Raw genomic sequence first — 19,335 nt, 5'->3', positions numbered from 1 at the left:
GAAAGCAAACCCTTTTTAGAGAAGGGAAAACAAGAAAAATATCCTTTTTACTGTCACTTTTCTTTATTTAAGAATAGGCCGGCATGCCATTGCATCCAGCTTAATCTGTAGACAGGTAAAGCAGGGTCTTCATTAGCCCCTGCTTTTCATTTTCTGTATAATAGCCGTAAGGCAGGAACTGACGGAATTAACATTTCATTTTTTCATTATGGAGGTTTGACATTGTCTTACGTAAAGCTGTTTGTATACGGAACTTTGAGGCATCATGAAGAGAATCATTATCTGCTGGAAGCCGGCAGGTGCCTGGCAGAGCAGGCATGGGTTTACGGGGAACTTTATGATACAGGGCTGGGATATCCTTCGATGAAGGCCTCAGCCGATCAGAAAGTATACGGAGAATTATATGAAGTGCACTTGGATCAATTCAAGGACCTTGATGAACTGGAGGATTATATACCCGGGCGGAAGGATAATCTCTATGACAGGGTGGAGCAGGACATCCACACGGATACTGGATCCTTCAGCGGGTTTGTATATATATCCAGCAGAGATGATCTTTTGGTAAAGCCGATCCTTCATGGAGATTGGAAGCTTTACAGGCTTATGGAAGCTCGCCCTCCCGCCGTACTATATTTTGCTTACGGTTCCTGCATGGACGATGAACGCTTCAGACTGGCAAAAGTCGATCACTTTTTTCAGCAGATCATTGGCCCTGGCACTTTAGAAGGATACTCAATGAAATATCTCCTGGAGAGGCCGGACGGGGGCAGGGGCGATATCATTGAGGATGGCGGAGTAACAGAAGGGATTCTTTACAGACTGCCATATGACGCAGTGGAATACCTGTTTATCCGTGAGGGCTTCCATGGAGGATTGTACAGGCCGGTATTCCTTGATATTAACTCAGAAGGCATTTTGTATAAAAATGTCCTTTCCTTTCATGTATATAATAAACGGGAGGAGCTTGCACCTCCTGACCATTATGCTGCAGAAATCCTGCGTGGTGCAAAGGGAAGGCTTAGCAGGGAATATTTCAAGAAGCTGGAAGGAAACATCGCTGCTCTCCGTACCCAAAGCCCTGCAGCCGCCAAAAAGGAATAAAAATTTCTGCAATAGCCTATCCATAGGTTTAATACTGGCTCTCCAGGTGGTAAATAACCTTTGCCATCATCACAGAAAGAGGGTCAGCATATGAATATGAATATGGATAATGGCTTGCTGATTGAAGTAATCTATAAGAAGAAGCTTTATCAATACTTAGAATTTATCCGGCTGGATAACATCTGCCAAAAGACATATGTGACATGCAAAAATATTGTGACAGGCGAAATGTATACGTTTGAAGAAGAATATATTGATAATATCATCACCAATATCCAGCCAAAACCGGATGAAGAGGAAAATCCAGTTGCTATATAGGCTCCTGATTCTTTATACTAAAAGGTGAAAAAGCTGAAGGAGTGGCAAAAGATGATCCATTTAGACTGGCATGAACGGCCAACATTAAAAACAGTAAAATGCATCCATACGAATGCAGCCAAGTATATTGTGAACAGGGCGCTTACTGAAGGCAAAGAGTATGAAGTTAAAAATGAGACAGAAGAGTTTTATTTTGTCGTAGACAATTCCGGAAAAGTGAGCGGGTTTTATAAAGATTACTTTCAGGAAGCTTAAGAAGAGAGCTCCAGGCATGTGCCTGGGGCTTTTGTTTTTGCTTGAAAAGGATTTTTCTCCTTTTTGTCGAATATAGAGTTTCTTAGCAGAACAGGAGGAGAACTTTATGGCATTATGGATAGAACCGCCCATTCTTGAAGGAAAGTCCGTCAGGCTTAGCCCGATCCGTGAAGATCAAAGCAGTTTGCTGTGGGAGGCTGCTGCGTATAAGGAGATCTGGGAATTTACTGCATCAAAGATCTTTAGTCTTGAAGAAATGAAGGCAGATACCCGGAAAGCGGCGGATTTAGTGAAAGAAGGGAAACAACTGGCTTTTTCGGTGGGCTTGAAGGAATCCGGCAGGCTTGTGGGCAGCACCAGGTATCTGGACATCCTGCCGGAAAATAAAACGCTTGAAATCGGCTCAACATGGTATACGCCAGAGGTCTGGAGAACATCTGTGAATACGGAATGCAAATTTCTCCTTCTCAGGCACGCTTTTGAAATATGGGATATGAACAGGGTCCAGCTAAAAACGGACAGCAGGAATATCAGATCCCAGAAGGCAATAGAAAGGCTGGGTGCAGTCAAAGAGGGCATTCTCCGGAAAGACCGGATCATAGCTGATGGATTCGCCAGAAATACTGTTTATTACAGCATTCTAAAAGAAGAATGGCCGCAAGTAAAAGAAAGGCTTATACAGAAACTGAAGAATATTTATCCTATTTAGAATCCGGGAATGTTTTTTCTGCGAGCTTTATAAACTCCTGGTAAAGCTGATCTACGGGCTTTCCGGCAATGATTGCATCCTGATAGGTTTTTACATGCTTATAAAACTCTGCATCATCTGTTATATATACAGCTTTTGCAGAGTTTTCTGCAGGCAGTGCCTGTTTGATTTCCTGCCTGGAGTTCCCGGCAAGCCGATATTCCTTAGCTGGCTTTACTGCAACAAACGTGCGGTTATTCGTTTTAATAACGATAGCATCATTGGTCATGTCCATACTGCTGATTCTTTTCGAAGCTGTTTCATCCAGGATCAGCCTGGGCGCTTCATTTTTCCCTTCATAAGATGTCCTGGTAGGATCCGTCAGCTTTGTGTTTGTTTCACTGTCTTCCTTCGAAGTGCTGACGAGATTTTCTGTCTGTTTGCTTCCCATATCCCTGATAGCAGTATCATCATATGTATCTTTTTCATTAATCCCGCAGCCAGGCAGAACAGAGAGGGCTGCAAAGCCGGCTAGAAATAGCTTTTTGCTGATCAAATTCCCACATCCTTTCTATTCTTCATTATTTCAGAGTTCCAGCCCATTTATGCAAAAGCGTGCTGCCATCTATACAAAAAAGAAGCATGAGGGAATCCCTCATGCTTCTTTCAATATTATCTGGATATTTCAGCTTCTTTGGCTGCAGGTGCTGTCTGATAAAGCCTGCGGCCAATCAGGGTCTGCAGAATAAGGAACGTTCCTCCCACTGTCCAATACAAAGGGAGGGCTGCAGGAGCGCTGAAAGAGAAGACAACAATCATGATCGGCGACAGCAGTCCCATAAATTTCATCTGGTTCTGCTGCTGGACCGGCATATTGGCCTGGGTCACTTTAAACTGCAGATAATAGACTATACCCGCTGCTGCTGTAATGAGCAGGTCAGGCTGTCCAAGATTGAACCACAAAAAAGAATGCGCAGCAATTTCATGTGAACTCCTGATGGCATAGTAGAAGCCCATCAGAATAGGCATTTGAATCAGGATTGGCAGACAGCCCACATTAAGCGGGTTTACACCATGCTTGCGATAAAGAGCAAACATTTCCTGCTGCAGCTTTTGCTGTTCTTTTTGATCTTTCGTCTTTTTCAACTGGGCCTGGATCTTGTCCATTTCCGGCTTCAGCACATCCATTTTGCCTTTCATATCCTGCTGCCTTTTGTACTGCTTAAGCATGAGCGGCATAAGGGCCAGGCGGATGATCAGCGTAATAAGGATGATGGATAAACCGAAATTGCCATTAAATAATTCAGCGACCATATGGATGGCACTTGCAAAAGGCTGGACCAGATAGGTGTTGAAAAAGCCATCACTCTGCTGGCCGGGCTGTGATGCCTGGCATGCGGAAAGAAGGATAGCTGTTAAAGATAGAACAAGAAATGCAGCAAGATTTTTTTTCGATTTCAATTAAATTCCTCCATTAGTTTAAATTTTAGATAGCAAATTTAAGCATAATGGAGGAGTCTGCATCCTCGGAGTCGCTGCCCGATCCTTCTTTGGCGCGTATATATTTGGCAATCCAGCGGAGAAGCGGGCTGAAGGGCCTGCCGCAGGCTTCGTAAAGCTTAAGGCTTCCGGAACCGGCGCCCAGCTCGGCTGGCTTGCAGGTAGATTCCATGAAAGAGTATTCAATATTCCATGCCAAGAAGGACTTGACTGTAAGACCGAGCATAAAACTCGCATACAATGTATATTCAGCCGGAATATTTGTAAAATCCATTAACAGATCAAACATTCATTCACCCCATAAATTAGTAGGCCAATACTGTAATTATAAGCTATTCCATCTTTAAAGGCAATCTTGCCCGCCGGTGGACCAACAGATGCCGGCCAGGCTGCAGATTCTTTTTGCAGGAAAGAATGAATAGGATAAGTTATAGCTGATCAATAGGAAAGGAGGACAAGGGTGGCAATAAAAAATAGATATATCTTTCTTCTGAAAATCTCCCTGCCAATATTATTTCTCATTGTTTTAGGTTATGAGGCAAAAGGCATGCTCTCCAAATTGGACTGGGATGCTTCTGCCGGATTGGCCCGCAGCCTTTCTTGCTTGGACTTGCTTTATATTTTTGCTCTTGGGATTGCCGCCCTTTCTCCTATGTATTTTTACGATGTTGTCCTGCTCCAGCTTTTTTCTGTCCATTTACCGAGAACAAAATTATTCTTTTATTCACTGTCAGCAAACGCATATTCAAATATTGTGGGTCTGGGCGGGATAGCAGGGGCCACACTAAGGACATATTTCTATAAGAAGTATATGCCGAAGGATAGCCCGCTGGTCCGGACGGCTGCCAAGCTCTCTTTTTTCTTTTTAACCGGGCTTTCTTTTTTTGCAATTGCTGTCCTGGCCGTTTCTGCAGGTCCGCTGGATGGCTGGGAGGGTGTGCCCTTATGGGCGATTGCACTTTACAATCCGCTTTTTTTGGTTCTTTACTGGCGACGGCAGCCTTTTTGGGATATTCCCGGAAACCGGAAAGGCTTTGTATCAGAACTGGTTGCCATTTCAATCTTTGAATGGCTGTTTATTGTACTTTGCATATGGGGGATTTCCCATACCATCGGGGTGAATATATCCTTTTTTCAGCTGTTCCCAATCGTCATCGCTGCTCTGTGTACAGGAATTATCAGCATGATTCCGGGCGGAGCGGGATCCTTTGATCTGATCTTCCTCTTAATGATGCAGAGGGAGGGGGTAGCAGGTGAAGCTGCCATGCTCATTCTGTTTTTGTACAGGCTCAGCTATTATCTGTTTCCAGTCCTGCTGGGAACTCCGTTTATAATAAAAAAAATGCTGGGAAAATAAAAAGGCTGTCCTCAAGATGGACAGCCTCCGAATATTATTATATTAAGCCGACTCTTTCACTGCACCTCCTGAGGTGAAAAGGAGCCTTGCACTTACAAGCCTGCGCCTTACAATAATACCAGCCCATGCAGCCAAAGCTGCTTTAATGACCCCTACAGCAAGGAAAGGTGTGAATCCTCCCGCAATTGCAGCACCCCAGCCAAGACCCGCAGCAATCTTAAGCCAGGCAGTTCCAAATATCAGGGTAACGAACATTCCGATTATATTGGCCACTAAAGCATGCTTGAAGGTGAAACCCATTTTCTCAATATACAGTCCAGTAATAAAAGCAGCAGGAATAAAGCCGACAAGATATCCTCCCGTCGGACCGGCGAGCTTAGAAATCCCTCCTGAAAATTCAGCGAAAACAGGAACACCGGCAGCTCCGATAATCAGATAAAGAATAACTGATAAAGTTCCGTAACGGGAGCCAAGGATGGTAGCTGCCAGCCCGATTGCCAGCGTCTGGCCAGTAATGGGCACGAGAGGCAGCGGGACAGTAATCTGTGCCAGCACCCCGATGATCGCTGCAAATAATGCAGTCACAATCATTGACCTGAGTTTTAACTGATCTTTAGTCATGAAGATTCTCCTTTTCTGTAAACTATAATACTATGTATGTTAACAATTAAAATGTAAACCTTACAGTATTTATTGTCAACCAAAATTTTTTTCGGTTAACTTAGACGCAAAGCCCGGCTGTATTAAGCCAGGCTGAAGATGCTGCTACTGCCATATATATTCAAGCATGAGCCCCTTAAATAGATTGGTATCGATATTGCAGGCTTCGGCATCAAGTCCATATTGCCAGCCCAATACAGCTGACCCTTCCGGTGCTTCCGGGCTATAGGCAGGTGCCTCTCCCTCAGTTGTGACTCCTGCTTGAGGATAAGCTGTCCACAGAATTAAATTCTCCTTTAATCCAGCTGTATTTGCGGCTGCATTTTTATAAGCGGCATACAGAGCGCTGCTGCCGGAAAAAACACCATAAATCCCTGCCTCGTATGGAGATTCACTCATTGCGCTGTAATAACCTCTAATAAAGTCAGAGTCAACCGGATAGTTCGGTTCTATATCAGCAAAAATGGCTGTCCCCTCCGGAACGCCCAGTTCACTGGCGAGCTGAATCCCCAGATTCCCTGCTTCAGTTCCATTGTCAATGCCTGCAGCATCTGTAAATTGGTTATTGATCAGCAGTATGCCGGCATTATTGGCTTGCAGAAAGGCCGCTTCCTCTTTTGTCAGTCCTTGTGAAACACCTTCTTTTGTACCCAGATACCTTCCCCAGATCTTAGGGTTACCGAAGTTCTCTCTCACACAGGAAAATAGTGATTCGGCTGTAAGGCTGGCGGAATCGACACCCCACACCACAGATTCTGGATCGGTCTGGTTTCTGCCGCTGTCATTTTCCTTTGAAGGACCCCAGTGGAATATAATAAAAGGAATGGCCGCTATCAGTAAGACCGGGATCAGTATAGCAAAGAACTGCTTCCAATTGATCATCTGTTCACACTCCTTCTTTGGTACATGATATTCTCCGGACTGGGAGTGTGCCTGGGCTATTGGAGATTCTGATCCTGACGCAGGGCTTTATAAGAGTAAATAGCTTAAAGTTGGGGTATCATCGTAAAAGATGAACCATATTTAAGGAAGCTTCAGGATGATTCCTTCCATGAATTGGCTTATAATAGATTTATTCTTAAAGCGAGGGAGGATTTTTGTATGAAAAAAGCATTGATCAATATTGATTACACCTATGATTTTGTAATCGGTGCCCTGCCGTGCGGCAAGCCTGCCCAGGAAATCGAAGAATACATAACAGACCTGACCGAGACTTTCATTAAGGAAGGGCATTATACCGTTTTTGCCATTGATCTTCATAAAAAAGGCGACCCTTACCATCCTGAAACAGAGCTCTATCCGCCCCACAATATAGAAGGGACAAAAGGGCGTGAACTGTATGGCAGCCTTAAAAATGTGTTTACAGAGCATAAGGATAAGGAAAATGTCTACTGGATGGACAAAACGCGCTATAGCGCCTTTGCAGGAACCGATCTCGAGCTTAAGCTGCGGGAGCGGGGGATAGAAGAACTTCACCTGGCAGGTGTCTGTACCGATATCTGTGTTCTTCATACAGCTGTAGATGCTTATAATAAAGGCTTTAAAATCATCGTGCATGAGAAGGCGGTCGCAAGCTTTAGCCAGGCAGGCCACAGCTGGGCCCTGGAACATTTCAAAGGCAGCCTGAATGCTTCGTTAATACAGTAATCTTTGGAGGTAGGACATGACAGGAAAGTATATGGACGACAGTATGACTCTTCATACTGACTTATATCAAATCAATATGGCTGAAACTTACTGGGAGGATGGTGTACATAACCGTAAAGCGGTTTTTGAATTATTTTTCCGTAAACTTCCGTTTGGGAACGGCTATGGTATTTTTGCCGGCCTTGAAAGGGTGATAAGCTATCTGGAAGATTTCCGTTTTACAGAATCAGATATTGCTTATTTAAGGGATGAGCTTCACTATAGGGAAGATTTCCTGGAGTATCTGGCAGAATTGCGATTCACCGGATCTGTCCGTTCAATGGCAGAAGGTGAGCTTGTTTTCGGAAACGAGCCGATCATGAGGATTGAAGCGCCGCTTGCCCAGGCGCAATTGATTGAAACGGCGCTTCTGAATATTGTCAATTACCAGACCCTTATTGCCACCAAGGCTTCCCGGATCAAGCAGGTGGTCGGCGAGGAAACTGCAATGGAATTCGGAACAAGAAGAGCACAGGAAATGGATGCTGCGATTTGGGGAACAAGAGCTGCCTATATAGGCGGATTCAATGCAACATCAAATGTGCGGGCCGGCAAGCTGTTCGGCATCCCTGTATCAGGTACACATGCACATGCGCTTGTACAGGCTTACCGGGATGAATATACAGCCTTCCACAAGTATGCACGCAGGCATAAAGACTGTGTATTCCTGGTAGATACCTATGACACCCTCAAATCCGGGGTTCCAAACGCCATTAAGGTAGCGAAGGAACTTGGCGATAAAATTAATTTTATAGGGATAAGGCTGGACAGCGGCGACCTTGCTTATCTTTCAAAAGAAGCAAGAAGGATGCTGGATGAAGCAGGATTTCCGAATGCAAAGATCGTGGCATCGAATGACCTCGATGAATACACAATCATGAACCTGAAAGCCCAGGGAGCAAAAATAGACACATGGGGCATTGGGACAAAGCTTATCACTGCATATGAGCAGCCAGCCCTTGGCGCTGTTTATAAACTTGTATCCATTGAGGATGAAGAAGGTACCATGAAAGACACCATCAAAATCAGCGGCAATCCTGAAAAGGTCACTACCCCGGGCCTTAAAAAGGTTTACAGGATCATCAATACGGCTAACCAAAAATCAGAGGGCGATTATATTGCCATGGAACATGAACGGCCTGAGGAAGAAGAGAGGCTGAAAATGTTCCATCCTGTCCATACCTTTATCAGCAAATTCATCACCAGCTTTAAGGCCCAGGAGCTGCACCATGATATTTTCCTTGATGGGAAGCTTGTGTATGAAACCCCTGAACTCAACAAAATTCAAGCTTTTGCAAAGAGCAATCTGCATGTGCTCTGGGATGAATATAAGCGCTCCCTCAATCCTGAGGAATATCCAGTCGATTTGAGCACATTATGCTGGGAAAATAAAATGCGCAATATTGAGCAAGTTAGAGAAAAGGTAAAAAGGAATCAATAGAGGAGGAGAAACAAATGAATCTGCAAAAGAGAATTATGGAAGAGTTGAATATTAAACCGGAAATCAATCCTTCTGAAGAAATCAGAAATAGAGTCCAATTCTTGAAGGATTACCTTGTAGCCTCCAAGGCAAAAGGATATGTGCTCGGAATCAGCGGCGGCCAGGACTCAACCCTTGCCGGCAGGCTGGCTCAGATGGCAGTGGAGGAATTGAGGAGTGAAGGGCATGAGGTACGCTTTATAGCCGTCCGCCTTCCGTATGGAGTGCAGCAGGATGAGGATGATGCCCAGCTTGCTCTTTCATTCATTAAAGCCGACACTGAATACTCGTTCAACGTGAAAAATGCTGTAGATGCCGTCAAAGAAGAATTTGATATCATCACAAAAGGCGAACCTTTGTCTGATTATCATAAGGGCAATGTAAAAGCCAGGATGCGCATGATTGCCCAATATGCAGTTGGCGGCCAGGAAGGCCTGCTGGTCATCGGCACAGATCATGCAGCAGAGGCAGTTACCGGTTTCTTTACGAAATACGGCGACGGCGGAGCAGATGTTCTTCCTCTCACAGGACTCACGAAACGCCAGGGGAAGGCTCTCCTAAAGGAAATGGGTGCAGTAGAACGCCTCTACCTCAAAACTCCCACTGCCGACCTTCTTGATAATAAGCCGGGACAGGCTGACGAGACGGAGCTTGGGATCAGCTATGATGAGCTGGATGATTACCTGGAAGGAAAAGAGGTTTCACCTGAAACAGCCGAAAAGATTGAAAAGAGATACCTGATTACCGAACATAAAAGGCAGCTGCCTGCTTCCATGTTCGACAGCTGGTGGAAAAAATAAAAAACCGGCCAATGGCAAAATTGCCTCAGCCAGCAAATAAGAATGCAAAGCCGTCCATTCAGGTGGACGGCTTCTTTTTACTCTGGCAGCATGGATTTCAGTTCGGCTGCAAATGCCTGCGGATCATCAAGATCCAGAACAATCCGGTCAGCCTGCTGGACAATGCCAAAGGGCATCAGTACTTTCCCCGGCTCTTTAAGCCTGATCTCAATCTGCGGCTTTTCCTGCATAAAATCGATGGCCCGTGCATCATAGAGAGTTTGCAGTTCTTTTTTCGTAAACTTTTCGGGACCTTCGTAGAAAGAAATGCTTTCAATATTGCAGAGCTCTACTTCCATGCTTTTGGAAAGCCCTGTTTGCAGCAAGAGGACTTCTTTTGTCAGGAGATAAGGAGTCAGCCGCATCGCATGCAGCTCTGCAATGAAATATAGAACCGCATACACATTCAGAATAAGAAGAATATAAGAAACTGCCGCATTCCATTGATGAAGAAAGAAATGCAGTCCAACCGATTCAAGTACTGTTGCATGTATCAGCATGATGTAAACGGCCGATGAGCTTTTCTTTTTATGATAGGTAAATATAGCGCCAGTGTCTGCCACGGGCTTTCTTTTCCAGGAGAATAAGGAATACTGGAAAAGGGCAATTTCAGACGCTAAAAGCCTGAGAGCAGCTGATTCTGAAAAGTACCTTGCTGCAGTTTTGTCCAGATTATATTTCAGAAAAGAATTATGCCGGTTGCGATCTTTAAGTTCTTTATAAAATTGCAATATTTTTTCTTTGTTTACCAGAATTGCTGCCGAGAGGATAAGGATTTCTCCCAGAACAAGCATCAACCGCGGAATATTGGCTGACTGCAGCAGTCCTTCCGGGATAATCACATGTGAAAGCCCATAAGTACTAAGAAGGACAGGGCTTAAGTATAGAATAGAACGTTTTTTCCTTAAAAGGAAATAATAACCCAAAGCTGGCAGGACAATAAACAAATCCACCACAGTGCCCCAATATACACCTTTTGGGACAGGAGCCAAAAAAGATGTCCGATAAAGCAGGCAGTTTGCTGCGATAACCATTCCTGCAAGTAATGCAAAAATACTTTTATCATACCGTTTAAGAGCCATTAGCATAGACCTCACCTCATTTCCATTATATAGAAAATTAACGTGGGTAAAAAGGTCTTAAAGAGTGCTTCTGTGAAATTTTTATGACTAATTTACTTTCTTTCCATGATTCTTCAGGCGATGCAAATCCAGCATAAATGGGCAAGATTTACCGCTGGCTCTGAGGCTATCTATCTGGTTAAATAGCATTATGAAAACATTACTGAAATATTCACTCATTTTATTGCTTTCTGTCACCTTTGTCTTTGGAACACGCTTAACTGCGGACGCTTCAACCGTACATACTGTACAAAAAGGGGATACGATGTGGAAAATAGCCCAGCAGTACCAGGCGGGCATCACAGAAATCATCAATCTGAATTCCCATATCACAAACCCTAATTTCATTTATCCGGGCCAGAGGCTCACCATTCCTTCAGCAGCTGCCGAACAATCTGCCGAAGAACAGGTAGTCCAGCTGGTAAACAAAGAAAGGGCGAAATACGGCCTTAAGCCTCTTAAATCCAACTGGGAGCTCTCAAGGACTGCAAGGTACAAATCTCAGGATATGATCAACAGAAACTACTTTGATCACAACTCTCCAACCTATGGTACGCCATTTGATATGATGAAGAGCTTTGGAATTTCCTACAGGACAGCAGGAGAAAATATCGCTGCCGGCCAAACCACGCCACAGGCAGTAGTAACCGCCTGGATGAACAGTGAAGGCCACCGCAAAAACATCCTCAGCAGCAGCTTCACCGAAATCGGCGTCGGATACGCCAAAGGAGGCAGCTACGGACATTACTGGACACAGATGTTTATTGGGAGATAGGAAAGCATAGACCGCTTTTATAGGCGAACGAATATAAGGCCAAACCTCTCATTACGGGACCATGCGGGTTATATTCATTCTAGCGGCCCTCAGTAAGGCTCCTGGATATACTGAACAGCAAATTGTATCTCATTAATATAGAAAAAAGGGTTCAGCCTGATGCGCTGGAACCCTTTTTTATTCATTGAGCAGGAAACATAACAGAGTTTTAATCATTGAGTTGAAAATTCTTTTTGCAAAATTGATTGGGTATAGAGAGAGGCTCAGCCGGCTGTTTTAGCGCCCTCTGAATAGCGGAATGCATACCAGAGGGTCTTAGTCAGCTAATCTAGAACCTTCTGATCTGAGAAAAATATGCCAAAGTGTTTTAGTCGGCTGAACTAGTGCCCTCCTCATTCAATCCACAACAATATACCCGATCATCGGCCCGTTGCTGTCTCTATCTGGATGGGTGAGGCAGACCAGGCGGTAAATGCCTTCTTTGTCGATTTTGACCGGTACTGATGTTTCCCCGCCTTTTTTGACGATTCCTTTTATATCAGTTCCCTCGATGATGAATGGATGCTCCATGCCGTTGATGCCGGAGATTTTTAAAACAACTTCCTCGCCTTCCTTGATAAAAATTGTACCAGGATCCCAGCGGTATGCTTCGATTTCCTTTCCATCTGGCAGCGTCGCTTTGAATTCGCCTGTGACCATGTGTATTTCTCTTGGTGCCTTCGCTGCCTTATCCTGGCTGAATACACTTAAGCTGTCTTTCCCAAGCAGAAACCATCCTGTTGCCGACACGACAGCTGCCAGCAGAACGAGTGCAAATATAACGGTACTTCTTTTTAAAACTAAAAAAGGCATATACAGATCCCCCTTTGAATTGATCTATTTTAAAGATATGCCAGGGGGAAGGGGGAACTTGTCTTATTCCAAGAAAAATTTTTAAATTTTGTTTCAGCTGGGTAAAAGGCATAAAATAGGAAAGTTTCACCACACTATTCAGGACAACAATTTTGGCGAGGTGTAGTATGTACCGTTTATTTACACATAACGATTTGGACGGGATTGGCTGCGGGATTTTAGCGAAGCTTGCATATGGTGACAAGGCAGAGGTCCGCTATAATTCGGTCTCCGGATTGGATATTCAGATCAGCCGTCATCTGGACCGTCTGAAAAACAAAGAAAAGAAACAGGATACACTGCTGATCACAGATTTATCTGTTAATGAAGAAAATGAACAGCGATTAACCCAGCTGCAAAAGGATGGCGGGACCGTACAGCTGATTGACCATCATAAGTCGGCACTGCATCTGAACAGCAGCAGCTGGGCGAGCGTTACCGTGGAATATGATGATGGAAGGCTGGCTTCTGCCACGTCCCTATTCTTCGATTATCTGATAAAAGAAAATCATATTACCCCAACAGAAGCACTTAAAGAATTTGTAGAGCTCGTCAGGCAATATGATACGTGGGAGTGGGACCAGAATGGGAACATGAAGGCAAAACAGCTGAATGACCTTTTTTTCCTTCTTTCCATTGAAGAATTTGAAGAAAAAATGCTGGACCGGCTCAAAGAAACCACGTCATTCGAGTTTGATGAATTTGAGAAAAAACTTCTCGAAATGGAAGAAGACAAGATTGAACGTTATATAAGAAGAAAGAAGCGGGAAATCGTCCAGGCTTTTATAGGGGAGCATTGTGCGGGTATTGTCCACGCGGAATCATACCATTCCGAGCTTGGCAATGAGCTTGGGAAGGAATTTCCCCACCTGGACTATATCGCCCTGCTCAGCATAGGCGGAAAAAGAATAAGCTACAGGACTATCCATGATCATATTGATGTATCCGAAATAGCCGGAAGGTTCGGTGGAGGGGGACATGCCAAGGCATCAGGGAGCAGCATGACCGAAGAGGCATTTTCCCTCTTTGTGAAAGATGTTTTTTCCGATGATCCCATTAAGAGTGACGCCTTTAAAAATGAACATAACCACAAAGAATCCGAGACAGGCTCTCTTTATGAGAACAGAAAGGGAGATCATTTTCTCATCTTTAAGGACCATCATGCATGGAGAATCGATATGAATGGCTGCACGGCAGGGGAAGAATATGAGAGTTTTACTGCTGCAGAACACGACCTGAAAAGGAGTCATTCCGCCTGGCTGGCCAGAGACGAAAGTTACATCGAATATTTAAAAGATTTCTTCCTTGAAGCAAAACTGAATTCCAGCAAGGGAAACCGCCATTGATCATTTGGCGGTTTTTTCCTGTAAAAAACGTGCATGACAGAATATAATGGTATTATCAGTCATAAGGAGGGGAAGAATGGCAGGTTTCATTGTATTTGTCATCGTTTTTATATTCATCTTAGGAATGGCGGTTTCTATCATCAGCGGCAATAAAGGAAAGAGGCGTCCGAGACTGTATGCGGATGAATTGCCTGAAGGGCTTGGCATTGAAAATGATGCAGCCAAACCGCTTGCACAGCATTTAGAAAAAGCCCTATCTGAAGGATATCAGTCCAATATAAAAAACAGAATGCTGAAGGAGCATCCTTCCTGGTCGGAAAAGCATTTTGACTGGGTATTCTTTGAGCTTAAAAGGTTCTTTGTACTAAGCAGCATTTTAAAATCGGTGCCTATGTTCAGCGGGAAAGTGGATGCGGTCTGGCATGAGATGCTTATGTTCACAAGAGATTATGAAGATTTCTCAAAAAAGTTTTACAGCAGCTTTTTGCACCACACACCTAATATGGAGATTGTTCCAATCCCGGGGGAAAGAGCCTTTTTCGACTGGGTCTACCTTCAGGTCTTTTCCCCGGCAAGAAACAGCCGCTTGATTTGGGGAGAATTTTTAAAAACACCCATTGAGCAGAGCATTTTGAATGATTTCAGAACCAGATCTGAAGGGGAGCTTCTCGCAAAGTACTTCAGGGATGGTGAAGATGCAAGAGAAGTTCAGCTTTATCTGATCCGGCAGCTCAAGACGGACATCAGGGAAGCAGAAATGACTTTCAGCAAAAATGAAAAAAAACCGTTCACACGGATTTCTTCTTCACATGATATGAGCCTGCTTCTTCCGGCAGCCGTATTTTTCTCGATGTATGAGCATGATGATTACTCATCACATATTGAAGAAGTGCTTCCTGTGGAAATGATGAAGAGCGGGTATGCAGGAGCCACCTCCTGTTCCGGATTTGCGTGCAGCACGGATCATGATTCAGATTCAGGCAGCTGTTCAGGGGGTTCGAACTGTTCAGGCGGATCCAGCTGCTCGAGCTGCGGAGGAGGAGGCGGCTGCGGGGGAAGCTAGGTATTTGCTGCCCAGGATAAAAATGCAGCCTACTTTGCATTTCTTCTTAAAAAGAACACTGAATGAAGCCATCTTGTTAGATGGCTTTTCATTTTGACCAAATACATTCCCAAATTACCCATTAACGAAACGTGTTATTTTTCATTTTTGTAACAATTCATAAACAAGCCCATTTGCCGCAAAATATTTTGGTACAATCAAAATTAGGGAATTTAGCACTATCAAAATCAGCAAATGGAGATTGACAGATGAAAAAATTAATATCCGCTTTAATGATTCTCGTGTTTTGTGTACACGGCGGTCAGAGCGCTATCGCAAAAGATGAAAAGGAACCCGCCATAGTGAGTGAGGCTGCGGTTTTAATTGATTCGCAATCCAAGGCTATTTTATACAACAAAAATGGATCTGACCGGATGTATCCAGCCAGCCTGACAAAGATCGCCACTGCTATTTATGCGATAAAAAAAGGCGGCCTCCGTGATATCGTGACCATCAGCAGGAATGCTGTTGAAACAGAAGGGACTAAGGTTTATTTAGAAGAAGGCGAGAAGACAACGCTCAGGCACCTGATCGAGGGGATGCTGGTAAACTCAGGGAATGATGCTGCAGCTGCAATTGCCGAGCATCTTGACGGAAACATGGAAGAGTATGAAAAAAACGTTAACACATTCCTGGAAAAAGAAGTGCATGTCCATAACACCCATTTCACAAACCCGCACGGCTTGTTTGATGAAAATCATTATACAACAGCTGAAGACATGGCGCTTATCACCAGCTATGCCTTGAAAGATAGCACTTTCAGAGCGATTTATGGGACAAAAGAGCTCGCATGGGATGGAGAAAGCTGGGACACAACGATATTTACCCACCACCGCATGCTAAAAGGCGAAGTGCCATACACCGGGATAACCGGCGGAAAGACCGGATTTGTGAACGAAAGCAAACAGACGCTGGCGACATCTGCAGAAAATGGAAAAATCCAGCTGACTGCCATCGTCATGAAAGCGGATTTCAAAAGAGATATCTATAATGACACAAAGAACTTGCTTGATTACGGCTTCAGCCATTTCAAATCTTCGATGATCAGTAAAGAAACTTCTTTTCAAAAAGGGGACCAGCTCTATTTTAGCGGTAAAGACCGCTTCGTGACTATTCCGCTGAACCATTTTGAAAAAATCGTCACAGAAGAAGGTCTTCTGAAAATAGTCGATGATAGCGGAAAATTGATCCAAATATTCCCCCTTGAGCCAGAGGCTGTAAAAGCTGCAGGTCCAAGTGAAGCAGCCGAAGCAGCAGAAATTAAAGAAACGCCATTACAATCAGGGGTCTTTTATATGGTATTTGTGCTGATACTCGCTTCTCTATACATTTTGTCGAGAAAAATATACTGGAGAATAAAACAGAGGCATTGAATCAGCTGATTCAATGCCTTTTTTATAAAAGAAAAGACTAAAGAGTAACCTTTAGTCTTCTGCGCCATTTATTGAAGCCTTGATTCAACCTGCCGGCAAACTTCATCTGCCGATAATCCGTTAGCCTCGATGACTGAAGATTGAGTGAAAGTATCCTGCATCCCCATTACATTGGAGTCCAGTCCCGTCACTACACAGCAGGAGCAATTCTGGGCATCCTCCTGAGTTTTCATGTCAATTACATCATAGCCTTTCGCACGGAGTGCCTCCTGGATATTGGTAAGAGATTGTTCTACCGCAATACGTTTCGCCATAACTTACACCTCCTCTGAAGGTTATGATGCCTGAAAGAGCGGCGTCTTATTCCCATGAATGAGATAGGGCTTGGGAGCTAAAATTAATAATCGGAGGTGTTTAAATGGCCAAGCACAAAAAAGATCCTTCCAAAACCGGCTTAAGCTCGCCTGATGTTGAGGGACAGGGCACGACCAATAGTGAAACAGGCAGATTCAAAGCTGATTCAGCAAGAAAGAAGACAAAAAAACAAGATGTCTGACACCTGAAGAACAAGAGCGCAAACAGCCTGATCCTAAAGGAGCGCAGCTGGATGTTCATGAATCGGGAATAAGAAAAACCAGGAAAGCCGGGCTTTCCTGGTTCATTTTTACTTATACATTTCAGCAACCTGTTTTTGCAGGTCAGCGTTTTCCAGGTATTCATCATAAGTCATTTGCTTATCTACAACGCCATTCGGAGTGATTTCAATAATCCGGTTTGCAATTGTCTGAATGAACTGATGGTCATGAGAAGAGAAGATCATGGACCCTTTATAGCTTGTCAATCCATTATTCAAAGCAGTGATGGACTCAAGATCCAAGTGGTTTGTAGGCTCATCAAGAAGGAGCACATTCGCACCGCTGAGCATCATTTTGGAAAGCATGCAGCGGACTTTTTCTCCACCGGAAAGCACGCTTGCTTTTTTCAGCACTTCTTCGCCTGAGAACAGCATTCTGCCAAGGAATCCGCGCAGGAAGCTTTCACTCTCATCTTGAGGAGAGAATTGGCGCAGCCAGTCAACAAGGTTCAGCTCGCTGTTTTCAAAATACTGCGAGTTGTCTTTCGGGAAATACGCCTGGGAAGTTGTAATGCCCCATTTGAACGAACCGCTGTCCGGTTCCATTTCTCCGGTAAGGATTTTGAACAATGCCGTTTTTGCAATTTCATCTGTTCCGACAAGGGCGATCTTATCGTCTTTATTCATGATGAAGCTGACATTGTCGAGCACCTTGACACCGTCGATTGTCTTGCTGATGCTATCTACCCTTAAAAGATCATTTCCGATCTCGCGCTCCGGCGTGAATCCAACATAAGGATAACGGCGGGAAGAAGGCTTGATATCATCAAGGGAGATCTTATCGAGCAGCTTTTTCCGAGAAGTTGCCTGTTTGGATTTTGATGCGTTAGCGCTGAAACGGGCAATAAAGCTTTGCAGCTCTTTAATTTTTTCTTCTTTTTTCTTGTTTGCATCAGATGCCATCCTGGAAGCCAGCTGGCTTGATTCATACCAGAAATCATAGTTCCCGACATAAACCTGAATTTTTCCGAAGTCCAGATCGGCAATATGCGTACAAACTTTATTGAGGAAATGCCTGTCATGGGAAACAACGATGACTGTGTTTTCGAAGTTGATCAGGAACTCCTCAAGCCAGCGGATCGCCTTGATGTCCAAATGGTTCGTAGGCTCATCGAGCAGCAGGACATCAGGTTTGCCGAATAGAGCCTGTGCAAGCAGGACTTTTACCTTATCCGACCCTGTAAGATCTTCCATCTTCTTATTATGAAGCTCCTCGCCAATGCCAAGGCCTTTAAGAAGGATGGCTGCTTCAGACTCAGCTTCCCAGCCGTTCAGCTCAGCAAATTCGCCTTCAAGCTCAGCTGCCTTCATTCCATCTTCATCAGTGAAATCAGCTTTCATATAGATAGCGTCTTTTTCCTGCATAACCTGGTATAAACGGGCATGCCCCATGATGACCGTAGTCAGGACTTCATGCTCCTCATATTCATAATGGTTTTGCTTTAATACCGCGAGGCGTTCGCCAGGGCCGAGTGATACATTACCTGTCTGTGACTCGATTTCTCCAGAGAGGATTTTCAGGAATGTCGACTTACCGGCACCATTGGCGCCGATAAGGCCATAGCAGTTCCCGGGATTGAATTTAATATTAACATCTTCGAACAGCTTCCTATCGCCGTAACGAAGACCTACGTTGCTCACAGTTATCATATAGGTTTGATTCCTCCAAAAAAAACAATATCGTAAGAATTATAACACTTTCAGCGTCCAAGAGCGAATCTTTCCGACAGGTGCCAATGGAATGACAAATGTAAAAAAAAGATGAAAGGCAAGAGGAAAAAGTTTCAGCTGAGAAGAAATGGGAAATAGATAGAGTAAATCAGCTGACTCAGAATGCTTGACAGTTTTATAAATAAAATTATCAAAAATTATTCACATTTAATTTGCCGATTGTCATAGTTTTTTCATATTTTTCATGTAAAATGAAATCATACAGGCAAAACAAAGGAGTTTTTTGACATGGCTAAAAAGCAGCTCGTCGATTTAGTTAACCGCTTGAAAAAATCCGGCATAAAGATAAGCTTCACTAAGCCAAAATCTGACTACCTGCTGCACATCAACCAGGCCGGAAAGATATCTTCCTCCACGAATTGAGACTAAAGTGGTACAGGAGACAGGCACATATACAGCTGTCTCCTGCTGTGCAGCCTGAAGAACTTGAAAAAAATTCGAATGAATATACATACAAAAGGCTGATCTGCCTCCCCGG

The 19,335-nt window shown here is 44.0% G+C and carries 23 protein-coding genes; 14 read left to right on the top strand and 9 right to left on the bottom strand.

The annotated features are described in order from the left end of the window. Positions 1-222 precede the first annotated feature (222 nt). From LCM00_RS01365 to LCM00_RS01350, 4 genes are all read left to right on the top strand, one after another. Positions 223-1,101, top strand: coding sequence for a gamma-glutamylcyclotransferase (locus LCM00_RS01365; RefSeq protein WP_224897147.1), 879 nt, complete (start codon positions 223-225; stop codon positions 1,099-1,101). A 90-nt stretch (positions 1,102-1,191) separates the two neighbouring features. Continuing rightward, entirely contained in the window at positions 1,192-1,419 is a 228-nt protein-coding gene (locus tag LCM00_RS01360) for a hypothetical protein (protein WP_224897145.1), read from the top strand. A gap of 51 nt (positions 1,420-1,470) precedes the next feature. Next, positions 1,471-1,674 carry a DUF6501 family protein gene (locus LCM00_RS01355; protein ID WP_224897143.1) on the top strand — a complete coding sequence of 68 codons (204 nt, stop codon included), beginning with the start codon at positions 1,471-1,473 and terminating at the stop codon, positions 1,672-1,674. A 106-nt stretch (positions 1,675-1,780) separates the two neighbouring features. Continuing rightward, a complete protein-coding gene (locus tag LCM00_RS01350) occupies positions 1,781-2,383 on the top strand; it encodes a GNAT family N-acetyltransferase (protein WP_224897141.1) in 603 nt (200 codons plus the stop codon). Here LCM00_RS01350 and LCM00_RS01345 read toward each other — a convergent pair. From LCM00_RS01345 to LCM00_RS01335, 3 genes are all read right to left on the bottom strand, one after another. Continuing rightward, positions 2,376-2,918: a YhcN/YlaJ family sporulation lipoprotein gene (locus LCM00_RS01345; RefSeq protein WP_224897139.1), complete on the bottom strand. Its 543-nt coding sequence runs from the start codon at positions 2,916-2,918 to the stop codon at positions 2,376-2,378. The two genes, LCM00_RS01350 and LCM00_RS01345, sit on opposite strands and share 8 nt — an antisense overlap. A gap of 116 nt (positions 2,919-3,034) precedes the next feature. Beyond that, entirely contained in the window at positions 3,035-3,823 is a 789-nt protein-coding gene (gene yidC / locus LCM00_RS01340; RefSeq protein ID WP_224897137.1) for a membrane protein insertase YidC, read from the bottom strand. Positions 3,824-3,848: 25 nt separating this feature from the next. After that, positions 3,849-4,151, bottom strand: a complete 303-nt coding sequence (locus LCM00_RS01335) for a hypothetical protein (protein WP_224897135.1) — start codon at positions 4,149-4,151, stop codon at positions 3,849-3,851. Positions 4,152-4,322: 171 nt separating this feature from the next. On the opposite strand from LCM00_RS01335, the gene LCM00_RS01330 reads away from it, so the two are divergent. Further along, on the top strand, positions 4,323-5,219 hold the full coding sequence (locus LCM00_RS01330) for a lysylphosphatidylglycerol synthase domain-containing protein (protein ID WP_224897133.1): 897 nt from the start codon (positions 4,323-4,325) through the stop codon (positions 5,217-5,219). 42 nt (positions 5,220-5,261) lie between these two features. On the opposite strand, the gene LCM00_RS01325 is transcribed toward LCM00_RS01330, so the two are convergent. Both LCM00_RS01325 and LCM00_RS01320 read right to left on the bottom strand, forming a co-directional pair. After that, positions 5,262-5,840 carry a biotin transporter BioY gene (locus tag LCM00_RS01325; RefSeq protein WP_224897131.1) on the bottom strand — a complete coding sequence of 193 codons (579 nt, stop codon included), beginning with the start codon at positions 5,838-5,840 and terminating at the stop codon, positions 5,262-5,264. 144 nt (positions 5,841-5,984) lie between these two features. Then, positions 5,985-6,761, bottom strand: coding sequence for a glycoside hydrolase domain-containing protein (locus LCM00_RS01320; RefSeq protein ID WP_224897129.1), 777 nt, complete (start codon positions 6,759-6,761; stop codon positions 5,985-5,987). A 219-nt stretch (positions 6,762-6,980) separates the two neighbouring features. On the opposite strand from LCM00_RS01320, the gene LCM00_RS01315 reads away from it, so the two are divergent. From LCM00_RS01315 to nadE, 3 genes are read left to right on the top strand one after another with little or no spacing between them, the layout of a single operon-like run. Next, positions 6,981-7,526: a cysteine hydrolase family protein gene (locus LCM00_RS01315; RefSeq protein ID WP_224897127.1), complete on the top strand. Its 546-nt coding sequence runs from the start codon at positions 6,981-6,983 to the stop codon at positions 7,524-7,526. A 16-nt stretch (positions 7,527-7,542) separates the two neighbouring features. Further along, complete coding sequence (locus LCM00_RS01310; protein WP_224897125.1) at positions 7,543-9,006, top strand: nicotinate phosphoribosyltransferase; 1,464 nt, start codon at positions 7,543-7,545, stop codon at positions 9,004-9,006. Positions 9,007-9,020: 14 nt separating this feature from the next. After that, a complete protein-coding gene (nadE, locus tag LCM00_RS01305) occupies positions 9,021-9,845 on the top strand; it encodes an ammonia-dependent NAD(+) synthetase (RefSeq protein WP_224897123.1) in 825 nt (274 codons plus the stop codon). Positions 9,846-9,922: 77 nt separating this feature from the next. Here nadE and LCM00_RS01300 read toward each other — a convergent pair whose 3' ends face one another. Continuing rightward, entirely contained in the window at positions 9,923-10,972 is a 1,050-nt protein-coding gene (locus LCM00_RS01300; protein WP_224897120.1) for a hypothetical protein, read from the bottom strand. A 184-nt stretch (positions 10,973-11,156) separates the two neighbouring features. On the opposite strand from LCM00_RS01300, the gene safA reads away from it, so the two are divergent. Further along, complete coding sequence (safA, locus tag LCM00_RS01295) at positions 11,157-11,780, top strand: SafA/ExsA family spore coat assembly protein (protein WP_224897118.1); 624 nt, start codon at positions 11,157-11,159, stop codon at positions 11,778-11,780. A gap of 396 nt (positions 11,781-12,176) precedes the next feature. Here safA and LCM00_RS01290 read toward each other — a convergent pair whose 3' ends face one another. Continuing rightward, positions 12,177-12,632 (bottom strand): cupredoxin domain-containing protein, encoded by a 456-nt coding sequence (locus LCM00_RS01290; RefSeq protein WP_224897116.1) that lies wholly within the window; start codon positions 12,630-12,632, stop codon positions 12,177-12,179. Positions 12,633-12,799: 167 nt separating this feature from the next. Between LCM00_RS01290 and LCM00_RS01285 the strand changes: the two genes are divergently transcribed. From LCM00_RS01285 to LCM00_RS01275, 3 genes are all read left to right on the top strand, one after another. Next, the gene (locus tag LCM00_RS01285) at positions 12,800-14,017 is read left to right on the top strand and encodes a DHH family phosphoesterase (RefSeq protein WP_224897113.1); all 1,218 of its coding nucleotides are present in this window, start codon (positions 12,800-12,802) and stop codon (positions 14,015-14,017) included. Positions 14,018-14,093: 76 nt separating this feature from the next. Then, positions 14,094-15,080, top strand: coding sequence for a glycine-rich domain-containing protein (locus LCM00_RS01280; RefSeq protein ID WP_224897111.1), 987 nt, complete (start codon positions 14,094-14,096; stop codon positions 15,078-15,080). Positions 15,081-15,328: 248 nt separating this feature from the next. Next, positions 15,329-16,492 (top strand): D-alanyl-D-alanine carboxypeptidase family protein, encoded by a 1,164-nt coding sequence (locus tag LCM00_RS01275; RefSeq protein ID WP_224897109.1) that lies wholly within the window; start codon positions 15,329-15,331, stop codon positions 16,490-16,492. A gap of 68 nt (positions 16,493-16,560) precedes the next feature. Here the strand turns inward: LCM00_RS01275 and LCM00_RS01270 are convergent, their stop codons facing one another. Further along, the gene (locus LCM00_RS01270; protein ID WP_094769008.1) at positions 16,561-16,806 is read right to left on the bottom strand and encodes a YkuS family protein; all 246 of its coding nucleotides are present in this window, start codon (positions 16,804-16,806) and stop codon (positions 16,561-16,563) included. A 104-nt stretch (positions 16,807-16,910) separates the two neighbouring features. Here LCM00_RS01270 and LCM00_RS01265 point away from each other — a divergent pair, with 104 nt between their 5' ends. Beyond that, entirely contained in the window at positions 16,911-17,048 is a 138-nt protein-coding gene (locus tag LCM00_RS01265) for a YuzL family protein (protein ID WP_224897106.1), read from the top strand. Positions 17,049-17,156: 108 nt separating this feature from the next. Here the strand turns inward: LCM00_RS01265 and LCM00_RS01260 are convergent, their stop codons facing one another. Beyond that, the gene (locus LCM00_RS01260; RefSeq protein WP_224897104.1) at positions 17,157-18,776 is read right to left on the bottom strand and encodes an ABC-F family ATP-binding cassette domain-containing protein; all 1,620 of its coding nucleotides are present in this window, start codon (positions 18,774-18,776) and stop codon (positions 17,157-17,159) included. Between the two features lie 309 nt (positions 18,777-19,085). Here LCM00_RS01260 and LCM00_RS24575 point away from each other — a divergent pair, with 309 nt between their 5' ends. Next, positions 19,086-19,220: a hypothetical protein gene (locus LCM00_RS24575; RefSeq protein ID WP_009793811.1), complete on the top strand. Its 135-nt coding sequence runs from the start codon at positions 19,086-19,088 to the stop codon at positions 19,218-19,220. The last annotated feature ends 115 nt before the right edge of the window (positions 19,221-19,335 follow it).

This window comes from Bacillus infantis, assembly GCF_020171945.1.
Taxonomy (GTDB): domain Bacteria; phylum Bacillota; class Bacilli; order Bacillales; family Cytobacillaceae; genus Bacillus_AB; species Bacillus_AB infantis_A.
This window is presented reverse-complemented; position numbering and strand designations above follow the sequence as displayed.